Consider the following 19,779-nt stretch of genomic DNA (forward strand, 5'->3'; position numbering starts at 1 on the left):
GCGCACTCTCGCAGGTGTACTACCAATGTGTTGGGCGTCGTACACTCGCCCAGTGTCCGAGTCCGCACACAGTCAGCCGACCGACGAGGTTCTGTCCGCCTACGACGCAGAGCGCGGCGGTTTGTCGTCGACGGACGCGCGCGAACGACTCGAACGACACGGCGAGAACGACATCGTACAGAGCGGTCAGCGCTCGTCGACGGCCATCTTCGTCGCCCAGTTCGACAGCGTGCTCATCTGGGTGCTCGTCGCCGCTGCCGCGCTCTCGGTCTGGGCGGGACACGCCGTCGATGCGGCGCTCATCGCGTTCATCGTCGTCGCCAACGGCGTCTTCGGCTTCGTTCAGGACTACCGCGCCGAGCAGAGCCTCGAATCGCTCCGAGAGCTCACGACGCCGACGGCGACCGTCCTCCGCGACGGCGAACGCGTCGAACTCGACGCCACCGAACTGGTCCCCGGCGACGTCGTCGTGTTGAGCGGTGGAGACGTGGTACCTGCGGACGCGCGGGTCGTCGAAACGACCGACCTCGCGGCCGACGAGTCCGCGCTCACCGGCGAGAGCGCGCCGGTCACGAAATCGGAGACGCCCGTGAACGCCGGTACCCCGCTCGCCGAGCGTTCGAGTATGGTGTTCAAGGGGACGAACGTGACTCGCGGACGGGGCGTCGCCGTCGTCACGGCCACCGGCATGGGGACGGAAGTCGGCGCGATCGCGCGCGAGCTCGCGGCGACCGACGAGACGGAGACGCCGCTCCAGCGGGAACTCGACACGCTCGGTCGACGACTCGGCGGCGGCGTCCTCGTCCTGGCGGCGGTCGTCGCGCCGGTTCTGGTCTACCGGGACACCGAACCGATTCAGGCGGCGCTCACCGCAGTCTCGCTGGCTGTCGCCGCGGTCCCCGAGGGGCTACCGGCCGTGGTGACGCTCACGCTCGCGCTGGGGGTGCGGAAGATGGCCGACGAGAACACGCTCGTCCGCCGTCTCCCCGCGGTCGAAGCGCTCGGGGCCGTAGACGTCATCTGCACCGACAAGACGGGCACGCTCACGGAGGGTCGGATGTCTGCGAGCAGGGTCTGGCTGAACGACACCGTGGTCGACCTTCGCGAACGGGACTCGACCCGCGAGGGAGGCGACGGCCTCGACCGCGCGGAACGCCTCTTTCGCATCGCTGCACTCTGCAACGACGCGACCGACCCCGACGACGACCCGACCGAGTGGGCGCTGGTCGAAGCGGCCGAACGGTGGGGGCTCGACGTGCCGCGGTTGCGCGAGGCGCATCCGCGGACCGGCGAAGTGTCGTTCTCCTCGGAGCGGAAGTGGATGGGGACCGTCCACGGCGACGTCGGGTACGTGAAGGGTGCGCCCGAGGTCGTGCTGTCGAACGCCGACTCCGTCCTTACCGAGGGCGGTCGGCGACCGCTCACCGACGACTCGCGCGAACGCATCGAGTCGAGAGTCGGCGAGTTCGCCGACGACGCGCTTCGAGTGCTGGCGTTCGCCTACACCGACACGCCGGCGCGACTCGACGAGGGACTCACGTTCGTCGGGCTCGCGGGGCTCATCGACCCGCCCCGCGAAGAGGTCGCCGAGGCCATCGCCGCGACCAAACGCGCGGGAATCGCCGTGAAGGTGGTGACGGGAGACAACGTCCGGACGGCGACGGCTATCGCCGGGTCGCTCGGTATCGACGGCGAGATGCTCGAAGGGGACGAACTCGAACAACTCGACGGCCGGGCGCTCCGAGAGCGAGTCGAGTCGACCACCGTCTTCGCGCGCACGTCGCCGGCGCACAAGGTGCGAATCCTGCGCGCGCTCCAGGAGAACGGTCACGTCGTCGCGATGACCGGCGACGGCGTCAACGACGCCCCGGCGCTGAAAAACGCCGACATCGGCGTCGCGATGGGCGTCCGCGGGACGGACGTCGCCAAGCAGGCGTCGGACGTCGTCCTCCTCGACGACAACTACGCGACCATCGAGCGGGCGGTCGAACGAGGGCGCGCTATCTTCGACAACGTCTGGAAGTTCGTCGCGTACCTGTTGAGCGCGAACATCGCGGAGGTGGCGCTCGTCTTTCTGGCTTCGATCTACGGCTATCTCATCCTGCCGGCCGTCCAACTGCTGTGGATCAATCTCCTCACCGACGGCCTTCCCGCGCTGGCGCTCGGCGTCGACCCCGAGAGCGGAGACGTGATGGAGCGCCGGCCGCGAAACCCCGACCGCGGAATCGTCGACCGCCCGATGCTGGCGCTCGTCGCCGGGATGGGGACGGTGACGTTCGCCGTCGTCTTCGGGCTCATGTTCCTGACGCTCGACGGGTCGCCGGTCGTCACGCCCTACGCGATGACGATGGTGTTCACCGCCTTCGTCGTCCTCGAGTTCGAGAAACTGTACGTCATCCGGTGGCTGCGCGAGACGCCGACGCGCTCGAACCGCTGGCTCGCGGCCTCGGTCGCGGTCTCGCTTCTCCTCCAACTGCTGGTGCTGTACACGCCGCTCAACCGGTACTTCGGCACAGTTCCGCTCGGCCTCGACGACTGGGCGCTCGTCGGCGGCGTTCTCGTCGTCTGTCTCCCGGCGTACGTCGCGGTTGCGCTCGCGACGAAACGGCTCACGAACGGATGAACGGGGTACACCCGCGGCTTCGACCGCGGGTCGACGACTCCAGAGTTAAGCCCCTCGTGACCGTCTTCACCGTGCTATGACAGTACCGATACGGCGACTCGTCGTCGACCTCCTGAAGCCCCACGAACCGGACCTCGTCGCGGTCGCCGAAGCGGTCGCGGAGAGCCGCGGCGTCGACGGTGTCAACGCGGTCCTCGTCGAAACAGACCGCGAGGTCCAGAACTGCAAACTCACGGTCGTCGGCGACGGCGTCGACCCGACGGCAGTCGAGGAGACGGTCGATCGCCTCGGGGGGACCGTCCACTCCATCGACGAGGTCGTCTGCGGCGAGGCGATGGTCGAACAGAGCCCGACGCCACAGGACCGCTGAGTCTCCGATGACGAGCTATCGAGAGCTCCTCCGGCGCGACGAGGTTCGGTCGATATCGCGCCGGTACTTCATCTCGAACGGCTTCGACGGCACGCTGACGAGCATCGGTATCGGCGTCGGAGCCTATCTCTCGGGCGTCCCGGACGGACTCACGGTGTTCAAAATCGGACTGGGGGCCGCGGTCGGTCTCGGAACCTCCGGCGTCTGGAGCGTCTGGGAGATCGAGCGTGCCGAGAAGCGCGCCGAAATCGCCCGCATCGAGCGCGCGATGCTGACTAACCTCCAGGAGACCGACGTCCAGCAGCGACAGGAGAGCGCGCGGAAGATCAACGCGGCCGCGAGCGGAGTCGGTCCACTCATCGGAATCGTCCTCCCGCTTTTGCCCTTCCTCGCCGTCGGGGCGTCGCTGTCGCTGTTTCTCGCCACCGTCGCCTCCGTGCTCGTCGGCGTGCTCGTGCTGTTCGTCTTCGGGGCCTATCTGGGCACCATCTCGAAGCAGAACTGGGTCGTCGCCGGGATTCGGATGGGAGCGGCTGGGCTCGTCGTCGCGTTTCTCAATCTGTTCCTCCCGGGATGACGACCCGTGCTCCGGACCGGCGGTGTCACGTCGAGTACCGTTCGAACCGCGGAGTATCCCGGTGTATGTGTTGTTTTACCACAACCTCAGTCGGAATTCATATCTTGCTGGTCGGTGTGCGTGGGAGTATATGCAAACGCTCGTGCTCGCCGCCGGGCAGGGGACGCGGATGCGCCCCCTCACGGAGAGCCGTCCCAAGCCCATGCTGCCCGTCGCCGACCGACCGCTCGTCGCCCACACCGCGGACGCCGCCGTCGCCGCCGGGGCGTCTAAACTCGTCCTCATCGTCGGCTACGAGGCCGACGAGGTGAGAGAGTACTTCGGCGAGGAGTACGCCGGAGTCCCCGTCGAGTTCGCCGTCCAGGAGGAACAGCGCGGAACCGCCGACGCCGTTCGCGCCGGTGCCGAGTATCTCGACCCCGGGCCGTTCGCCGTGCTCAACGGCGACGCGCTGTACGACCACCCGTCGCTGGAAGCGCTGTACGACGACGGTCCCGCGGTCGGCTCCTACCGCGTCGACAACCCCAGCGAGTACGGCGTCCTCGACATCAGAGACGGCAACGTTCGCGGCGTCATCGAGAAACCCGAAAACCCGCCGTCGGACCGCATCAACACCGGCGCGTACATCTTCCCGGCGGAGGCGCAGAACTGGCTCGACGTCGAGACGAGCGAGCGCGGCGAACTCGAGCTAACCGACGTACTGGCCCGCGCTTGCGAGGAAGCAGACGTCACCGACGTGCCGTTCGAGCGCTGGCTCGACGTCGGCCGACCGTGGGAACTGCTCGCGGCCAACGAGTGGAAAGTCGGCGAACTGGAGCGCGACGTCCGCGGCGAGGTCCACGGCGGTGCGGACCTCCGCGGCGACGTCGTCGTCGAAGCGGGCGCGGAGGTCGACGCCGGCGTCGTCGTCGAGGGACCGGCGCTGATTCGCTCGGGCGCGTCGGTCGGCCCGAACGCCTACGTCCGCGGTGCGACCGTCGTCGGCGAGGGCGCGAAAGTCGGCCACGCCGTCGAAGTGAAAAACAGCGTGTTCATGGAGGGAGCGACGGTCGGCCACCTCTCGTACGTCGGCGACAGCGTCCTCGGCCGCGACGTGAACTTCGGCGCCGGCACGAAAGTCGCGAACCTCCGCCACGACGGCGAGGCCGTGAAACTCACCGTCAAGGGCGAGCGCGTCTCGACGGGTCGCCGGAAACTCGGCGTCATCTGCGGCGACGAGTCGAAGACGGGCATCAACGCCAGCCTCAACGCGGGCGTCATCCTCTCGGAGGGCGCGGCGACGAAACCCGGCGAGTCGGTCACGCGCGACCGGTAGCGTCCGGTCGCGTCCCGACTCGTCTTCGGTTCGGTACGGCTCTTGAACGTTCTCTAGTTCGGTACCGCTCTCGAACGTTCTCCGGTTCGGTGCCGCTCTCGAACGTTCCTCGACTCGGTACAGTTCGACCAGCCTAGAGAAAGCAAAGTTCATCCCGCTCGTTGCGGACGCCTTTTGTATGTCTATTCAGTCGGCCGTCGTACTCGCGGCGGGCGAGGGGCGACGTCTCCGCCCGTTGACGAGAAACCGCCCCAAGCCGATGCTTCCGGCGGCGACTCGGCCCATCATCGAACACGTCTTCGACGCACTGCTGTCGGCGGGTGTCACCGACCTGCACGTCGTCGTCGGCTACAAGCGCGAGCGGGTGCAGAACCACATCGGCCCCTCCTACGAGGGCGTCTCGGTCACCTACCACGTCCAGGAGAAGCAACTGGGGAGCGGTCACTCGCTGTTGCAGGCGGCCGACGCCGTCGGCGACGAGTTCCTGGTCGTCAACGGCGACCAGGTCGTCGAACCGCAGTTGGTGCAGGCGGTCGTCGAGACGCACGACTCCTACTCCGAGAGCGAACGCGAAGCCGTCGCGGCGACGCTCTGCGTCGTCGAGAGCGAGCGAGCGTCGAGATACGGGTCGGTGCGTCTCGACGGCGACCGGGTCGTCGAACTCGTCGAGCAGCCGAAAGAGGGGCGTTACCGCCTCGTCAACGCGGGCGTCTACGCGTTCACGTCGACGATATTCGAGGCGATCCGTGAGACGCCGGCCGTCGACGGGACGACGGCGCTTCCGGACACCATCGCCCGACTGGTCGACAGCGACGCGTCGGTCCGCGGCGTCCTCTCGGAGGGGTACTGGACCGACGCGACGTACCCGTGGGACCTGCTGGCGGCGACGCGCCGGCTGCTGGCCGACGGCACGCACCTGTTCCGCTCGTCCGCCGACACCGAGACGAGAACGGACGCCGGGGTCCGGTGTCACGGCGACGGCGTCTGGGTCGCCCCCGGCGCGCGCGTTCACGAGAGCGCGACGCTGCAAGCGCCCGTCGTCGTCGCCGCCGACTGCGAGATCGGTCCGGGAGCGGTCGTCGGTCCGAACGTCGCCGTCGGGCAGAACGCCACCGTCGAGTCCAACGCCGTCGTCGTCGACTCCATCGTCGACGAGGACACCCGCGTCGGACCGAACTCGACGGTCGTCGACTGCGTCACCGGTCAGGCCGTCTGGTTCGGGCCGTCGTGCGCCGTCACCGGCGGTCCCGGCGACGTCCGGGTCGACACGCGGATTCACGAGGGGAAGCGACTCGGTGCGGTCGTCGGCGACCGCGTCCACGCCGAAGGCGACGTGAGTTTCGCGCCGGGAACGCTCGTCGGGTCGAACGCGACGCTTCGGACAGGGACGACCGTCTCGGGCGTCCTCGACCCGGGTTCGGAGGTGGTGCGCTGATGTGCGGCATCATCGCCTGCGTCGGCCGGGGCGACGAGACGCTCGACGTGCTGATGGAGGGCCTCTCGAAACTGGAGTACCGGGGGTACGACTCGGCGGGCGTCGCGCTCTCGAACGGTGACGCCGACGTCGACGTCGTCAAGCGGGCGGGCGAACTCGACGCGCTCCGCGGGGCGCTCTCGGAGCGCTCGGTCGGCGGTCGAGTCGGTATCGGCCACACGCGCTGGAGCACGCACGGCCCGCCGACGGACGTGAACGCGCACCCGCACACCGACTGCAGCGGCAGCGTCGCCGTCGTCCACAACGGCATCATCGAGAACTACGACGAACTCCGCGAGGAGTTGGAGACGGCGGGCCACGAGTTCCGAAGCGACACCGACACCGAAGTGGTTCCGCACCTCGTCGAGGAGAAACTCGCCGCCGGCGCGTCGCCGGAGGCGGCGTTCCGCGCGGCGGTCGACCGCCTCTCGGGCAGTTTCGCGCTCGTCTGCATCGTCGCCGGCGAGGAGGCGGTGTTCGCCGCCAGACGGGACTCGCCGCTGGTGCTGGGCGTCGGTGACGACAGCTACTACCTCGGCAGCGACGTGCCCGCGTTCCTGGCGCACACCGACCGCGTGGTCTACCTCGACGACGGCGAGTTCGCGACGCTTCGGCCCTCGGGGTGGACGGTCCGAAATGGGGCGGACCGCCGCGTCGACAAATCCGTTCAGACGGTCGACTGGAACGTCGAGGACACCGGCAAGAGTGGCTACGAGCACTACATGCTCAAGGAGATCAACGAGCAGCCGCGGGCGCTTCGGCAGTGTCTCTCCGGGCGCGTCGACGAGCGCCGCGGCGAGGTGACGCTGCCGGAGCTCGACGGACTAGAGACGCCCGAGAGCGTCCACCTCGTCGCCTGCGGCACCTCCTACCACGCGGCGCTGTACGGGGTACAGTTGTTCCACTCGCTCGGCATCCCCGCGCAGGCGTTCCTGGCCAGCGAGTACGCGACGGGCGTCCCGCCGCTGGGCGACTCGCTCGTCGTCGGCATCACCCAGAGCGGCGAGACGGCCGACACGCTGTCGGCGCTCCGGGAGGCGCGCGCCCGCGGTGCGCAGACGCTCGCGGTGACGAACGTCGTCGGCAGCACCGCCGCCCGCGAGTGCGACTACGCGCTCTACATCCGCGCGGGCCCCGAAATCGGCGTCGCGGCGACGAAGACGTTCTCCTCGCAGTTGGTCTCTCTGAACTTGCTCGTCGAGTATCTCGCCGGCGACCGTCGCTCCAGCGAGGAGCGGCGAGCGGTGTTGCAGACGCTGCGCGACCTGCCGGGACGAGTGCAGCAGGTGCTCGACGAGTCGACGGCCCGGGAAGTCGCCGACGAGTATCTCGGCGGCGACGGCTACTTCTTCATCGGTCGGGGGTTGAACTACCCCGTCGCGCTGGAGGGGGCGTTGAAGTTCAAGGAGATCACGTACGAGCACGCCGAGGGGTTCGCCGCCGGCGAGTTGAAACACGGGACGCTCGCGCTCGTCACCGAGAACACGCCCGTCTTCGCCGTCGTCACCGGCGACGACGTGCCGGCGAAGAAGACGCTCGGCAACGTCCGCGAGGTCGAATCCCGCGGTGCGCCCGTCGTCGCCGTCACCGACGACGACCAGATAGAGCGCTACGCCGACGCCTCGCTGCGCGTCCCGTCGGGCTCGGCGCGGGTCGCGCCGGTGCTCGTGAACGTCCAGTTGCAGTTGGTCGCCTACTGGGTCGCAAACGCGCTCGGGCGGTCGATAGACAAGCCGCGGAACCTCGCGAAGAGCGTGACCGTCGAGTGAGAGCCGTCGAGGCGCTCGTCTCTCGACCGACGCTCACGTTCGGCCCCGGTCAGTAGGGGGAGCCGTCGCCCTCGACGTTGTCGCGCAGCGCCGGGTCCTGCTGTTCCTCGACTTTCTGGTTGAACAGCTCGTCGTCCAGTTCCTCCCCCGGTTCGTCCGTCGTATCGTACGTCGAGACGCCCATCGAGAGTAGTTCCTCCATCGCCGCCTGTCGGTTCAGGAACTCGCCCTGTTCGACGAGGCGGTCGATGCGGTCTGAGAGGTCGTCCGGCAGCGTCACTTCGACTCTGGACATACCCGACCGGTCAACGTTCGGCCGAATAAAACCAAGCGTCGGGGCGAATTCTCTCGCCGCTCTGTCGGAACGTCCCCACTTCGTCGGGAAGCCTCCCGAACGCACCCGTCGCTGCTACGCCTTCGACGACTGCGGCTGGTCGCCCGACTACGAGTCGACTCCGGCGTCGACGCCGACGCCGCGGTTCCAGTAGTCGTCGACCGCCCGCACGGCCCACTCGCGAATCTCGGAGTCGGTCGACTCCAACAGCGCCCGCAGCAACCCGTCGTCGTCTCTGAGGAAGAAGAACACCGTCTCGTCGGCGACGCCGACGGCGAACGGAATCGGCTCCTCGGCGAGTCGGAGGTCGGCGTCCTCACAGCTCAGTAGCTCGCGGAGGCGACGCTGCGAGGCCGGGTCGTCGCGGAGCGTCTCGACCGTCTCGCGGGAGAGAACGCCGCGCAGCGACTGCGTCCCCTCGACGACGGCTCCGTGCAGGGTCTCCAGCATCTCGTGGTTGAGGACGTAGGAGGCGACCAGTTGCGTCTCCGCCCGCGCCGATAGTTCGAGCGCCCGCTTCAGCGGTCCGTTCGGACTGGTCCGCGTCGGCCGGGTGATTCGTGCGTCGCCGAAGCGGGCGAGGTCGACGTCGAGATGCGCCGTCGGCAGCCACTGGACGACCGGACGGATGTGAACTTCGGTCTCGACGTTCGACAGGAGGTCGGTGAAACTCGCCGCGACGAACGACCCCGACGGCGTCGGCACGTACTGCGTCCCCTCCCGCTCGACCCAGCGACGCTCCTCGAAGTCGCGCAGAATCCGCGCGAGCGTCGGCTGTGAGGCGCCGACGGCGTCCTCCAACTCGCGTCGCGTGTGCGGACCGCTCGCCACCGCGTCCAAGACGGCGATCCGGTTCTGCGAGCGCGCGAGGAACTCGATCTCCTCGAGCGGGTCCGTCATGGATAGAGTTCTCACAGCCTCCGGCATAGCTGTTGAGATACGGTCCGGGGCGTATTCACGGCGTGAATAACTCCCGAGCGCCGACTATCCGACGCGGGATGAAATATCGAAACGTCTCGAATACTTTTCTGGACAAATATATGCTTCTACGCCTTTTAGCGTTAGATATGGCAGCACATTCGGCGTTCGCCGAGGACACGACTGCGGTGGGAGATCAGAGAGCGGAGCACCGTTTCGAGCCCGCACCGGCGGCCGTCTCCGGCGGAGACGGCGTCTTCGAGCACGTCCTCCTCGCGGTCGACCCCGAAATGGACGAGCGCGTCGCCGAGGTCGCGCTCTCCGTGGCGGCCAGCCACGGCGCGCGCGTCGACGCGCTGTCGGTCGTCCGGATGAACGCCTCGGTCGACCACTGGGACGTGGTCGTCGAACGTCGTGAGGAGCGTGCCGAGAAGGCGCTGGACGCAGTCGGCGACGCCGCCGCCGACCACGACCTCTCGGTCGAAAAACGACTGCGCTACGGTACACCGGCCGAGGAGATAGCGAAGTACGCCGAGCATCACGACGTCGACCTCGTCGTCGTCGGTGAACCGAGTCGAAGCGGCCTGCGTCGGTTCCTCTCACCGAAGAGCGTCACCGACCGCGTCCGCCGGTCGACTTCCGCGCCGGTGCTGACGGTTTAGTACGGGCGACCATTTCTCTGCGAACGCCGTATTCCCGCGATGCTCACGCACTCGTTGCGGGTGCGCTTGCTTTGTCGAAATCGTTAGAGCGTAATAGGAATCGCGTGCTGAATAGAGAGGGTGTATGCAGCAGATAGTCGTTGTTCGTTTAGCCTCCGCGACGAAACAATCGTTAGGGAGGTAGGCTTATGGAACACTCACGAGATTACGGCCAGTTCTCAGGAAGCTCTTCCTGATGGTTGGCGATGAGCGTGACGAGTGGCCGTATCTCTTCGAAGTTCGGCCCGCGCGTGATAGTGTTGGATTCGCGGTCCCAATCGATGAATCCAGCATCCGCGAGCTGAGGTAGATGGTTGTGATGGAGCGTGACGATGAACTGTTCGAGTTCTCCGTCTTCTGTCGTAAAGTCAGACCTCTCGAACTCGTCCACATCCCGTGGATTATCTTCCGCGAGGGTTATCAGTATCCGGCGGCGAGTGGGATGACTCAGAGATATGAATTGTTGGTCGAGTGTAGTGCTTCCAGTTTGTAGGGCGTCGGTGATTGCTGTCATGGTTGCGTGGCTCGTCAGGAACGCGTGATACTGCGATGCGTCCCGCGTGCCGGCCACGCGAAGGGAACAAGGGAACAGCGTAACAACCGGGAAGGCCCGGTTTAAGCGACCTCTTCATCATCAAGGTCGAACGCACAATGTGTACTCGTGGTTTCTGTATAGGAAAGAACGGGCCACAAATGGATAAGGGTGCCGTCTCTGAAAACTTCTCTACTGAGCAATGTAATCTCTGTACCGACCGATTTCGCTACCAGCTTGTGACCGATATGCGCACTGTATTCAGCAGTCGGTGAACGAATTCCTCAACTGCTGTCAGTAACGGAGTGCGAGATACAGAGGGTGCATCCATCACAGAGGTAGAGCTATTTTCAGGTCAAATACTTGAAGATAACCTTCGGGGAAGGGAGCGTAGTAGTCAATCACCATTCTTGACGGTAGAGAGGTTATCGACACGACTCGGGATATTTGACACTAATGTACAGATACCCTTCTTGGTCGATGCCAACGTCCAGCCCAACACAGTCTCCTTGTTCTGTCAGTTTAGCAGTTTCCCACTCACTATCGTTTTCAGCTATCTCTCGGTCGGCGTCTACATAGAGGACATATTCACCAGAGTCTGAAACTGGATTTTCCCAGTATGTCCCACCAGCAGTAGTGTAGTGCGGAGCGTTCTCCGCTTTTGTCGCCGCATCTGCAGTGTATCGTTCCCAAAAGACGACAGTCTCCGTCTTCGCATCCCGAATCATCACGTCAAATAGGTGGGGTTCGGTATCGAGATTCACGATGGTAATATCCGTTATGTAAACTTGTGGTGGCTTCTCTCCAAACGGATTGTATGATGAACAGCCAGCCATCCCACTACAGAGTGCAATACCAGATAGTCGGAGAGCTGAACGGCGCGAAAATCCCATACCACGAACTAATTACAATCTGTTAAATATGTTTCTCAACTGAGGACCTCTACTGTACTTAGTGTTGTGACTTATCTCGATTTGGAACCTTACCGTGCGGCATACGCGCGTTCTATTCAGCACACTCTCACCAAGTTGTCACTGACTACGCGTTTCGATAGAGCTCATACTCTCCAACTCGCTCGTAGAACGCACAGCCGAAGAGACCCAACGAGTATTAGCTCGCTGTCTCTGGTCCGATGGTGATGTTTTCGAGGTGGAATCCGACGTTGTCGACGGTGAACTCGATAGCGCCGATCTGATGGTCACGACCGTCGATGGACACCGTCGCGCCGTCGGTCGACAGGGTCGCGTCGTCGATCGTGTAGCTCGCGTCGTCGATTTCTAACTCGGGGAAGCCGGACCCGGTCAGGTGGACGTCGGTGATATCGACCGTCAGGTCCGTCACGCCGATTTCGTGGGCGTCCGTCGCGGTCGACTCGGTCGAGGTGTCGGCGAGCGCGCTCGTGCTCGCGCCACCGAGCAGGAGGGCGGTCACTGCGAGCGCACAGAGGGTGTATCGAAGGAACGTGTTCACGGGTTGGTGACCTCCACTGTAACTACCGGGTCGCCCGCGACGAGGAAAGCTCTTCTGCCCATATTCGGACTAACCAGACCTTCTGCGCCGAACGAACGTTTCGAGTGGTCGCGGGACGACAGGTCTCGGTAATTCTTTTCGACGTGGCTCCGCCATCCCGTAGTCGACCACGGGCCACCTGCGCCGCGGAACTCTCGCTGTGCTCCTCAGAACCAACTCAACTGTGCGTTCAGCCAGTCGATTACCGGCAGCACGTAACCGCTGTCGGTCGCGAGGTAGATCGTCCCCGAGAGCAAGAGGAAACTCGTCGTGAGCCCACAGACGCAGCCGAGAACCGCGGCACCGACCGCGCGCGTCCGCGCCGGCACCGTCGAGTGAAACAGCACCCAGACGGCCAGGCAGGCGGCCGCGACGAGATTGAGCAGGGCGTGGACCTGCATCGCCTCGCCGATACTCGCCTCCAACGCGAGAACGTACGTGAGAACGACCTGCGTCCCGATTATCACCGTCCCTGCGTACGAGACCCCGAGCGCGCGCGGATACCGGAGCAGTTCTCTGCTCTCGGTGAATCGAAACACCGCGTAGACGAGAAGCGGCATCGCCGGTAGGAGGTACCGGCCGGTGATGGTGGCGTGAAGGGGCAGTCGCGGGAGGTACATGAGCGTGAGCACGACGGCGTACACCGCGACGAGGAGGTCGGTCGCCGACAGCGCGTCTCGGCCGTGCGCGCGAACGTGCCGGAGTGCAGCCTTCGGCAACAGGACGACTGCGGCGAACACCGGCATCGCTTCAAGCACCGAGAGGTTCGCGCTCTGTCCGAAATCCTTCCGCGCGACGTTTTCGATGTAGCCCGCTCGGACGAACGTCGCGGCGAGTCGGTCGACGTCGGCCGCTTGCTCGACCGTCCTTGCGACGTGCCGGGCGAGGATATCGACGAGTCTCGTGACTGTCGCGCTCGCGGCCTCTGCCGCGGCGACGACCGGCGCCAACAGCGCCCCGGGAGAGCTCGACGACCCTCCAGTAGCTCCGCCTCCGGTCGCTGCTTCGCCCGACCCGTCCGCTGGCGACTGTCCGGACGCGTCGGATGTCTCGGTCGCCGAGCCCTGCGACGCTCCGGTCGACGACCCCTCCGCACCGCTCCCGGCCGAAACCGCGTCGACGGCTTCGTATCTCGGCAGGAACCGCGGCGGGAAGAGCGGGTTTCCCGAGACGAGCAGGTTCGTCACGAAGAACGGGAGCAGCGAGAGTCCGAACGCGCCCAGTATCGTCGCGAGTTCGCGCCGACCGTTCGATGGAGCGGTCAGGAGATCGACGACTAACAGCGAGACGAACAGGATGAACGCGTCGGCGGCGTGGACCCACGCCGCCAGCCCGACGAACACGTAGGCGAGCGCGCGAAACAGCAACGATTCGCGGCTCCGGTCGGTCTCTCGACTCCGGTAGAAACTGTAGACGGTCGCAGCGACGAGGAGCGCGACGAGCGTGTGACGCTTCGGAATCGTCGCCCAGAATCCGACCGGCGTCGCCAGTATCACGATCAGACCGGCGGCGACCCCCGCGCGGAACGTGTGGGTCCGCGAGACGAGTCGGTAGAGCAGTACGGCGGTGAGCGCGGCGGCGGCCATCGACGTCATCTGTAGCGAGACGTGCGCTATCCATCGACCGTCGAGCTGTGTCGCAACCGAGAGGTTGGCGACGAACAGTCCGACGGCGACGAGGGCTCCGCCCGTCCGTCCGAGCGACTCCCGCCCGAAAATCCGGCCGAGGAGCACGCCCGCGGCGAGCACTGTACTGCACCACAGTCCCGTGAGAACGATTCGGAGGTCGGCGACCGATGCCGCTCCCTCCAGCGCCCACGCCACCGGGAGCGTGAGCGCGATGTGACCGACGGTCCGCGAGTAGCGACCGCCGTCGCCGGCGACCATCCCCGGCGTCTCGCCGGAGGCCGGTCCGTAGACGATCTCGGTGACGACGAGGTGACCGTTCGCCGCGTTGTAGAGGCCGTTGGCGACGGTGTAGTTGTCGGTGATGAAGAAGCCGACGCGCCAGAACAGCCCGAAGAACGCGAGGCCGCTCACGAACAGTAACAGCCCGTAGCGGTCGCCGAAGACGAACGTCAGGAGCCGGTTCTTGTACTCGGTGTAGCGGTCGGTGGCGTACTCGGAATCGGTGACTGTGTATGCCATAGATTATGCGACGAAGACGGTGACGGTTCGCTTCTCGAGTACCCGCGTACCGCTCGCCTCGCGGACAGTGAGTTCGACGGTCGCCCGGTAGCTGTCGGCCTCGATTCGATTCGAGGCGACTCTGACGTTCCCGGGTCCAACGGCGAGTTCCTCCGAGTCGGCGTCGTCGACCGCTCGGAACGCGTCGGTGCTGAACGACAACTCGGGAATTTCGAGCGTGTAGCTGACGAGCACCGGCCCCGACGTGTCGACGGTGAGCGTCGTCGTCGGGGCGTCGAGTTTGTGGATTCCCGACCCGGTAACGCCCGCTCGGAGCGCGTAACCGTCGGCCGGTATCGTCGCCTCGGCGGCCGTGAGCGTCCCCGTCGCGCCCGTGAACGTCGATTCGGCAGCGTCGGACGACCGGTCTTCGGGCGTCAGGTCGACCCCGGCGACGGCGGGACCGCTGACGACGGCAGTGAGGAGAAAGCACGAGAGAGCCACGACGACCGGGTCACGCCACCTTGACATCGATTGTAGCTGGACGAATCGTGTTAATAAATGTATTGATGATTTTGCTCTAATTGAGTGTATAAAAATTTGATATTTTACGGCAGTCGCCCTCGGCGTCCATCGGGCGACGTACACTCACGGGAGGGACGGTCGACGTCTCATCGACGTCTCGTCGACGTCTGCGGCAGTTCGTGAACCGACTCCCGACGGTTCGTCGCTATGACAATCTATCAACAGTACTGGCCGTTCGCCGCCGCCGACACCGAACTCTCGAAGGGCGACGCCGTCTCCTCAGTGATGTCACCTCATCAGCGATATCGTCTCCTCAGACCAGCGGCACGACGCTGTCGAGGTTCTCCACGTCTTCGCGTTCGACGCCGTCGAACGAGAGGACGAACTCCGACCCGAACGCGGAGGCGGGCGTCTGAAAACCCGCCGAGACGTCGCCGTCGAGGACGCGCCGCGCCGCCTCGACCGCCGATTGCGCGGCGAAGTTGTACGTGTCGGGTGTCTTCAGTCGCGCCGCGGCCCTGTTGCCCTCGTCGTCTTCGACCTCGCCGAGGATGTGGTTCGCGCTCTGGGCGCGTTCCTGGGCGGTCGGCCCGGAGACGACGGCGTCGACGACGCCCATCAACAGTCGTTGGACCGGCGGCGTCGCCGCCACCGCGACGAGCGGTCGAGTGCGCTGCATCGCGCTCACGGCGAACTCGGGCACCGTCGCGTACACTTCGATGTTCTCGATGCCCGTCGTGTAGTACGCCGCCGAGACGTCGCCCCACGGCACCGTCACGCCCGTCTTCTCGCCGCCGCCGAAGTCGAACTGCCGCGTCCGCCACGCCGCCGGAACGGTCCGCAGCGCCCCGTTCTCGCGGACGACTCCCGACTGCGGGAGCTCCTCGACGATGGATTTCAGCGTTCCCGGCGAGAACGTGCCGAGGCCCTCTAACGCGAGCGTCAGCGACGTCGCCGACGGGAGCCGCGATTCGAGATGGGCGGCCAGACAGTCGGTCGGGACGACGTCGAAGCCGACGCCCGGCAGGACGGTGACGTCTCCTTTCTCGGCGTCGCGGTCCAGTTCGGCGGCCGCCTCCAGGACGTCGATCTCCCCTGCGAGGTCCAGATAGTCGACACCCTCCCGCAGACACGCGGTTCGCAGTTTATCGGCGGTCCGCGAGAACGGTCCCGCGCAGTTCAACACCGCGTCGACGTCGGTGATCTGCCGGCGGACGACGTCGGGGTGGTCGAGCGCGAAGACGCGGTAGTCGACGCCGAGTTCGAGCGCCTGCTCTTCGACGCGCTCGGTGCGACGGCCGGCGATGACCGGCGATAGTCCCTCGTCGACCGCGGTCCGCGCGACCAACGCACCGATGTAGCCGTACGACCCGTACACGAGCAGGTCTGTTGACATACGGTGGAGTCGACGCGCAGTCGCAAATAACACGGTGTGGGTCGTCCCGTCTCGGTCGCCCTTTTTCGTCGTCGGTCCGCTCGGTCCGATTCGCTGTATCTACCTCCGAGCGAATCGCCTCGCTCAGCCACCGGAGCGAAGACGCTTATCACGCCGACGCCCCTACTGTGAGCCGATGTCCTCCCGAGAGTACGCGCAGGTGGGTGGCGATGGGTACTGCTAGCGGGTCGGTCACCTCGGCGGCGACCGCGATCGTCAGCGGGACCGCCCTCGGCGTGTTCGGTCTCGGCTTCGGGACGCTCCTGGCGGCGCTCGTCATCGTCGCCGTGCTGTCTTCTGGCGTCGCCGAACTCTCGCCGACGCTCGTCTTGGTGGTCGGGTTGGTGACGACACAGGGAATCGGCTGCTTTCTCACCGCTGTCGTCTACGCGCGGTACCGACACCGAATCGGGGCGCTGCTCGCGAGAGTCGTCGGCCAGCGGAGTTGGTTGCCGACACAGCAGTTCGCGATTCCGGCTCGCATCCCTTCGCTCCGTGACCTGCTGTTGGTGGCCGTCGCCTACGTCGGCGTCTTCGGACTCGTCGGCGCCGTCGGCTACGCGATCTCGGCCGCGGGCGTCGAGGGTGCGACGAACAACAGCGTGGCCCTCGGATTGGAGAATCCCGTGCTCTTGCTGTGGCTGATTCCGGGGTCGATTCTCCTCATCGGTCCCGGTGAGGAGCTTCTGTTCCGCGGCGTCGTCCAAGGGCGGTTCCGCAAGCGGTTCGGCCCCGTCGTCGCCATCTCGCTCGCGAGCGTCGTCTTCGCGTCGGTGCACTTCTTCGCGCTGTCGGGGGCCGCGAGTGCGCGCTTCGTCACCATTGGACTACTGCTTGTCCCCGCCGTGACCTTCGGCGTCGTATACGAACTCTCTGAGAACATCGTCGTTCCGGCGCTCGTCCACGGACTGTACAACGCGACGCTGTTCGGCTTCCTGTACCTGAGTACGCTCGTCTCGTGAGTCGAGAGTTCACTCACCGACGGGAGCGGTCGCTCGTAGACGAAGTTGGTTGCCGAGTCGAAAGCCGCCCGCAGCCCCCCAGCCGCGGACGAGCCATGCAGTGAGTGAGATGACAGTCACAACTCACGTGCCGTCGTCAGGACACGTCGGAGAACGGGGCCCCCGAAACACGCCCGACAGTTGTGTCTCTGATACGCCATATATAGGTCTTTTGTGTTTTACAAGACAGTCATATTTCAGAGACGTTCGATACAGGGTGTCTAAACAACCGTCTCGAGAGTAACCGAACGCGTGTCTCGACCGGCGATGCGAGGTTACCCGTCCCTAATTCCGAGTTGTGTCGATTCTCGGGTGGACGGGCCTCCGTCGTCGGAATCAGTTCGACCGCATCCGGTTTGCGACGCTCTCTGAGGTACTTTTCGGGCCGTCCGCCCAGTTCCCGCTGAAAGACAGCGTCAGGGGTGCTAACGGACGACGCTGTCTCTCCGCGAGGACGACGGTGACAGGTGATGGTAGGGGGTAAGGTGGATGGAGAATCAACCGGGCAGATTCTCCACATCGGCTGATGCTGACGCTTCCCTCAAGTCGCTCGGTGCGTCCCTTCGTGGCGACCCCGTAGGTTTCGTCGTCGTCCTCGCTGGTGCGACGCCTCAGTGGCGGTGTGGGAGTGGGGTCGCCATGTTCTATGGGTGGATGGAGAGTAATAAATTTATTCCGGATAAAGAGTTACAGTCAATCTATATTGGAAATAATATTGTCACGAGAGGAGACGTTTACAGGGATGCCTGCGGAGGACTGATCCGCGATATTTCGGGCGACGGGTCGGTCCGAACTCCGGCCGGGAGCGACGTCGGGAGAGAAGTCTTCATATACTTCCAATCGCTTAAGGGGTGCAGAATCTCTACAGACACCGACGAGGACCCTCCGTACAGCCGCTCCAAAACAGATACCCGACGATAATGGACACACAGCAAGACGATAGTTCCGCGCTCAGGGAGTTCGAGCAGTCACTCGAGACGCTCCTCCTAGAGGCGTTCGCTCGAGGCGTACCGCTCGAAGGGCGGTGGCAGATAACACTGAACTCGCCGAACCTCCCCGATTGGTCGATTCAAATCACCGAAAAGCCGCCAGCACAACCCGAGTACGACCCGGATTTCATCGAAGAGTGACATCCAACCGTTCGATGACCAACCTCGGAACAGTAGCTCTCCGGTAGAGAGTCCGCATCTGTGACACATGTGAGGGACATAACACTTATGTAGTTTACTGGCTGTGACTCTTACTGTACACTGCTGAAGTCGGCGGCGAAAAGACTGGAGACGTATGCTGTGTAGGCAGGTACGGAGAAGGTACATCATGACTACAAAAACAAGTGACACAAACCCTTCAGATGGCAATCCGAATCTTTCGCCGTCGGAGATCTTTTCGCTGCTGTCGAACGAGAGACGTCGGTACGCGCTGTACTATCTGACCACGCAAGTCGGAGCCATCCACCTCGGTGAGCTAGCCGAGCAGCTCGCCATCTGGGAGGGCGAACCGACGATGGACCACTATCACCGAATCTACGTCGGATTACTCCACAACCATCTCTCGGCGCTCATCCGCGCCGACGTGGTCGAGTACGACGCCGCCGAGGAACTGATCTCCATCTCGGACGGAATTCGTCCCGTCCGTCCGTATCTGGAACTCTCAGAGTCCGAGGATATGAGTCACTTGGATTGGTGAACTCTCTCCCCATCTCGCAGTAGTTTCCGCTCAAAAATACGGCGACGTACCGTACACCGACGAGCGGAGCCGAGGCTGTTCTACGCGATTCACCGAAGCTCGTCCCCGTCGACAACTGCACGACGCGGGACGATTCTCACCAGTCGGGAACCAGATTCCGTATTTATACTCCCACCGGTACTCTTCTCAACTGTACTATGAAGACGATAACCGCTGCCAACCGATTCGAAAGCACCATCGGTGGACTGACTGTCGGCGCCCGCGCACACAGCCTCAGCGTGTGGTTCGTCCTCGCGCTCCGTCTGATGATGGGCTACGCGTTCTTGTACTCGGGCTGGACGAAGCTCACCGGACCCGAGCCGTTCGCCGCACAGGGGTACTTGGCGAACGTCGCCGCGACGAACGGGAACCCCCTCGCCGGCGTGTTCGCGTGGATGGGAACGACCCCCTGGTTCGTCAGCTTCGTCGACGTGGCCGTACCCGTCGGTGAACTGCTCATCGGGCTCGGACTCCTCGTCGGGCTTCTCACCCGCCTGGCGGCGTTCTTCGGCGCGACGATGATGGCGCTGTTCTACTTCGGTAACTGGGACATCGCCCACGGGCTGATCAACGGCGACTTCGCGTACATGCTCGTGTTCCTCGCCGTCGCGGCGTTCGGCGCCGGCCGCATCCTCGGCCTCGACGCGCTCGTCGAGAACCACGAGGTCGGCGGCGAAACGCTCGTCGAGAAGTACCCGAAACTCGAATACGTCCTCGGATGAGCGGTCTCGTCTGAGGCTCGGTTCTTTTGCACCGACCACGCGCTACTTCAGTCGGAAGCTCCCTCGCTACTGGAGTCCGAGACGCGTTGTCGACAACTCGGTCTCCGACAGGCTAGGAAACTC

At 64.8% G+C, this 19,779-nt stretch carries 20 protein-coding genes; 12 read left to right on the forward strand and 8 right to left on the reverse strand.

All coding sequences use genetic code 11. The annotated features are described in order from the left end of the window. The first annotated feature begins 52 nt into the window (after nucleotides 1–52). The 6 genes from DV709_RS10615 (at nucleotide 53) to glmS (ending at nucleotide 8,128) form a co-directional block, all read left to right on the forward strand. Complete coding sequence (locus tag DV709_RS10615; RefSeq protein WP_117594423.1) at nucleotides 53–2,623, forward strand: cation-translocating P-type ATPase; 2,571 nt, start codon at nucleotides 53–55, stop codon at nucleotides 2,621–2,623. A gap of 76 nt (nucleotides 2,624–2,699) precedes the next feature. After that, nucleotides 2,700–2,993, forward strand: a complete 294-nt coding sequence (locus tag DV709_RS10620; RefSeq protein ID WP_117594424.1) for a DUF211 domain-containing protein — start codon at nucleotides 2,700–2,702, stop codon at nucleotides 2,991–2,993. Nucleotides 2,994–3,000: 7 nt separating this feature from the next. Next, on the forward strand, nucleotides 3,001–3,570 hold the full coding sequence (locus DV709_RS10625) for a VIT1/CCC1 transporter family protein (protein ID WP_117594425.1): 570 nt from the start codon (nucleotides 3,001–3,003) through the stop codon (nucleotides 3,568–3,570). 130 nt (nucleotides 3,571–3,700) lie between these two features. Then, nucleotides 3,701–4,885 (forward strand): bifunctional sugar-1-phosphate nucleotidylyltransferase/acetyltransferase, encoded by a 1,185-nt coding sequence (gene glmU / locus DV709_RS10630; RefSeq protein ID WP_117594426.1) that lies wholly within the window; start codon nucleotides 3,701–3,703, stop codon nucleotides 4,883–4,885. A gap of 178 nt (nucleotides 4,886–5,063) precedes the next feature. Further along, nucleotides 5,064–6,320, forward strand: coding sequence for a sugar phosphate nucleotidyltransferase (locus DV709_RS10635; protein WP_117594427.1), 1,257 nt, complete (start codon nucleotides 5,064–5,066; stop codon nucleotides 6,318–6,320). Then, nucleotides 6,320–8,128, forward strand: a complete 1,809-nt coding sequence (gene glmS, locus DV709_RS10640) for a glutamine--fructose-6-phosphate transaminase (isomerizing) (protein WP_117594428.1) — start codon at nucleotides 6,320–6,322, stop codon at nucleotides 8,126–8,128. The genes DV709_RS10635 and glmS overlap by 1 nt, the downstream gene beginning before the upstream one ends. A gap of 49 nt (nucleotides 8,129–8,177) precedes the next feature. Here the strand turns inward: glmS and DV709_RS10645 are convergent, their stop codons facing one another. Both DV709_RS10645 and DV709_RS10650 read right to left on the reverse strand, forming a co-directional pair. Further along, nucleotides 8,178–8,423, reverse strand: a complete 246-nt coding sequence (locus DV709_RS10645) for a CopG family ribbon-helix-helix protein (protein WP_117594429.1) — start codon at nucleotides 8,421–8,423, stop codon at nucleotides 8,178–8,180. 147 nt (nucleotides 8,424–8,570) lie between these two features. Further along, nucleotides 8,571–9,362, reverse strand: coding sequence for a helix-turn-helix transcriptional regulator (locus DV709_RS10650; protein WP_174786361.1), 792 nt, complete (start codon nucleotides 9,360–9,362; stop codon nucleotides 8,571–8,573). 167 nt (nucleotides 9,363–9,529) lie between these two features. Here DV709_RS10650 and DV709_RS10655 point away from each other — a divergent pair, with 167 nt between their 5' ends. Next, nucleotides 9,530–10,042, forward strand: coding sequence for a universal stress protein (locus tag DV709_RS10655; RefSeq protein ID WP_117594430.1), 513 nt, complete (start codon nucleotides 9,530–9,532; stop codon nucleotides 10,040–10,042). 205 nt (nucleotides 10,043–10,247) lie between these two features. Here DV709_RS10655 and DV709_RS18500 read toward each other — a convergent pair whose 3' ends face one another. The 6 genes from DV709_RS18500 to DV709_RS10680 form a co-directional block, all read right to left on the reverse strand. Next, nucleotides 10,248–10,595, reverse strand: coding sequence for a DUF7344 domain-containing protein (locus DV709_RS18500; RefSeq protein WP_449272244.1), 348 nt, complete (start codon nucleotides 10,593–10,595; stop codon nucleotides 10,248–10,250). A gap of 443 nt (nucleotides 10,596–11,038) precedes the next feature. Next, nucleotides 11,039–11,506 carry a hypothetical protein gene (locus tag DV709_RS17730; RefSeq protein WP_157972709.1) on the reverse strand — a complete coding sequence of 156 codons (468 nt, stop codon included), beginning with the start codon at nucleotides 11,504–11,506 and terminating at the stop codon, nucleotides 11,039–11,041. Between the two features lie 217 nt (nucleotides 11,507–11,723). Beyond that, nucleotides 11,724–12,083, reverse strand: coding sequence for a hypothetical protein (locus DV709_RS10665; RefSeq protein ID WP_117594431.1), 360 nt, complete (start codon nucleotides 12,081–12,083; stop codon nucleotides 11,724–11,726). A 206-nt stretch (nucleotides 12,084–12,289) separates the two neighbouring features. Next, the gene (locus tag DV709_RS10670) at nucleotides 12,290–14,269 is read right to left on the reverse strand and encodes a hypothetical protein (protein WP_117594432.1); all 1,980 of its coding nucleotides are present in this window, start codon (nucleotides 14,267–14,269) and stop codon (nucleotides 12,290–12,292) included. A gap of 3 nt (nucleotides 14,270–14,272) precedes the next feature. After that, nucleotides 14,273–14,779 (reverse strand): hypothetical protein, encoded by a 507-nt coding sequence (locus tag DV709_RS10675; protein WP_157972710.1) that lies wholly within the window; start codon nucleotides 14,777–14,779, stop codon nucleotides 14,273–14,275. A 307-nt stretch (nucleotides 14,780–15,086) separates the two neighbouring features. Next, nucleotides 15,087–16,169 (reverse strand): saccharopine dehydrogenase family protein, encoded by a 1,083-nt coding sequence (locus DV709_RS10680; protein WP_117594434.1) that lies wholly within the window; start codon nucleotides 16,167–16,169, stop codon nucleotides 15,087–15,089. A 209-nt stretch (nucleotides 16,170–16,378) separates the two neighbouring features. Between DV709_RS10680 and DV709_RS10685 the strand changes: the two genes are divergently transcribed. The 5 genes from DV709_RS10685 to DV709_RS10700 all read left to right on the forward strand — a co-directional run bounded on the left by DV709_RS10685 (nucleotide 16,379) and on the right by DV709_RS10700 (nucleotide 19,656). Beyond that, entirely contained in the window at nucleotides 16,379–17,170 is a 792-nt protein-coding gene (locus DV709_RS10685) for a CPBP family intramembrane glutamic endopeptidase (protein ID WP_117594435.1), read from the forward strand. Between the two features lie 528 nt (nucleotides 17,171–17,698). Further along, nucleotides 17,699–18,130 (forward strand): hypothetical protein, encoded by a 432-nt coding sequence (locus DV709_RS17735; RefSeq protein WP_157972711.1) that lies wholly within the window; start codon nucleotides 17,699–17,701, stop codon nucleotides 18,128–18,130. Continuing rightward, on the forward strand, nucleotides 18,130–18,339 hold the full coding sequence (locus DV709_RS10690; protein ID WP_117594436.1) for a hypothetical protein: 210 nt from the start codon (nucleotides 18,130–18,132) through the stop codon (nucleotides 18,337–18,339). The genes DV709_RS17735 and DV709_RS10690 overlap by 1 nt, the downstream gene beginning before the upstream one ends. Before the next feature lie 187 nt (nucleotides 18,340–18,526). After that, the gene (locus DV709_RS10695; protein WP_157972712.1) at nucleotides 18,527–18,895 is read left to right on the forward strand and encodes a DUF7344 domain-containing protein; all 369 of its coding nucleotides are present in this window, start codon (nucleotides 18,527–18,529) and stop codon (nucleotides 18,893–18,895) included. A 197-nt stretch (nucleotides 18,896–19,092) separates the two neighbouring features. Beyond that, a complete protein-coding gene (locus DV709_RS10700) occupies nucleotides 19,093–19,656 on the forward strand; it encodes a DoxX family membrane protein (RefSeq protein ID WP_117594438.1) in 564 nt (187 codons plus the stop codon). The last annotated feature ends 123 nt before the right edge of the window (nucleotides 19,657–19,779 follow it).

The organism is Haloprofundus halophilus (genome assembly GCF_003439925.1).
In the GTDB taxonomy this organism is placed as follows: Archaea; Halobacteriota; Halobacteria; order Halobacteriales; family Haloferacaceae; genus Haloprofundus; species Haloprofundus halophilus.

Coding starts and splice junctions, on each gene's coding strand:
- DV709_RS18500 (WP_449272244.1), bottom strand. CDS start 10,595: ATGACAGCAATCACCGACGCCCTACAAACTGGAAGCACTACACTCGAC.
- DV709_RS17730 (WP_157972709.1), bottom strand. CDS start 11,506: ATGGGATTTTCGCGCCGTTCAGCTCTCCGACTATCTGGTATTGCACTC.
- DV709_RS10625 (WP_117594425.1), top strand. CDS start 3,001: ATGACGAGCTATCGAGAGCTCCTCCGGCGCGACGAGGTTCGGTCGATA.
- DV709_RS10675 (WP_157972710.1), bottom strand. CDS start 14,779: ATGTCAAGGTGGCGTGACCCGGTCGTCGTGGCTCTCTCGTGCTTTCTC.
- DV709_RS17735 (WP_157972711.1), top strand. CDS start 17,699: ATGGAGAATCAACCGGGCAGATTCTCCACATCGGCTGATGCTGACGCT.
- DV709_RS10700 (WP_117594438.1), top strand. CDS start 19,093: ATGAAGACGATAACCGCTGCCAACCGATTCGAAAGCACCATCGGTGGA.
- DV709_RS10685 (WP_117594435.1), top strand. CDS start 16,379: ATGGGTACTGCTAGCGGGTCGGTCACCTCGGCGGCGACCGCGATCGTC.
- DV709_RS10655 (WP_117594430.1), top strand. CDS start 9,530: ATGGCAGCACATTCGGCGTTCGCCGAGGACACGACTGCGGTGGGAGAT.
- glmS (WP_117594428.1), top strand. CDS start 6,320: ATGTGCGGCATCATCGCCTGCGTCGGCCGGGGCGACGAGACGCTCGAC.
- DV709_RS10690 (WP_117594436.1), top strand. CDS start 18,130: ATGGACACACAGCAAGACGATAGTTCCGCGCTCAGGGAGTTCGAGCAG.
- DV709_RS10670 (WP_117594432.1), bottom strand. CDS start 14,269: ATGGCATACACAGTCACCGATTCCGAGTACGCCACCGACCGCTACACC.
- DV709_RS10695 (WP_157972712.1), top strand. CDS start 18,527: ATGACTACAAAAACAAGTGACACAAACCCTTCAGATGGCAATCCGAAT.
- DV709_RS10620 (WP_117594424.1), top strand. CDS start 2,700: ATGACAGTACCGATACGGCGACTCGTCGTCGACCTCCTGAAGCCCCAC.
- glmU (WP_117594426.1), top strand. CDS start 3,701: ATGCAAACGCTCGTGCTCGCCGCCGGGCAGGGGACGCGGATGCGCCCC.
- DV709_RS10645 (WP_117594429.1), bottom strand. CDS start 8,423: ATGTCCAGAGTCGAAGTGACGCTGCCGGACGACCTCTCAGACCGCATC.
- DV709_RS10635 (WP_117594427.1), top strand. CDS start 5,064: ATGTCTATTCAGTCGGCCGTCGTACTCGCGGCGGGCGAGGGGCGACGT.
- DV709_RS10650 (WP_174786361.1), bottom strand. CDS start 9,362: ATGACGGACCCGCTCGAGGAGATCGAGTTCCTCGCGCGCTCGCAGAAC.
- DV709_RS10680 (WP_117594434.1), bottom strand. CDS start 16,169: ATGTCAACAGACCTGCTCGTGTACGGGTCGTACGGCTACATCGGTGCG.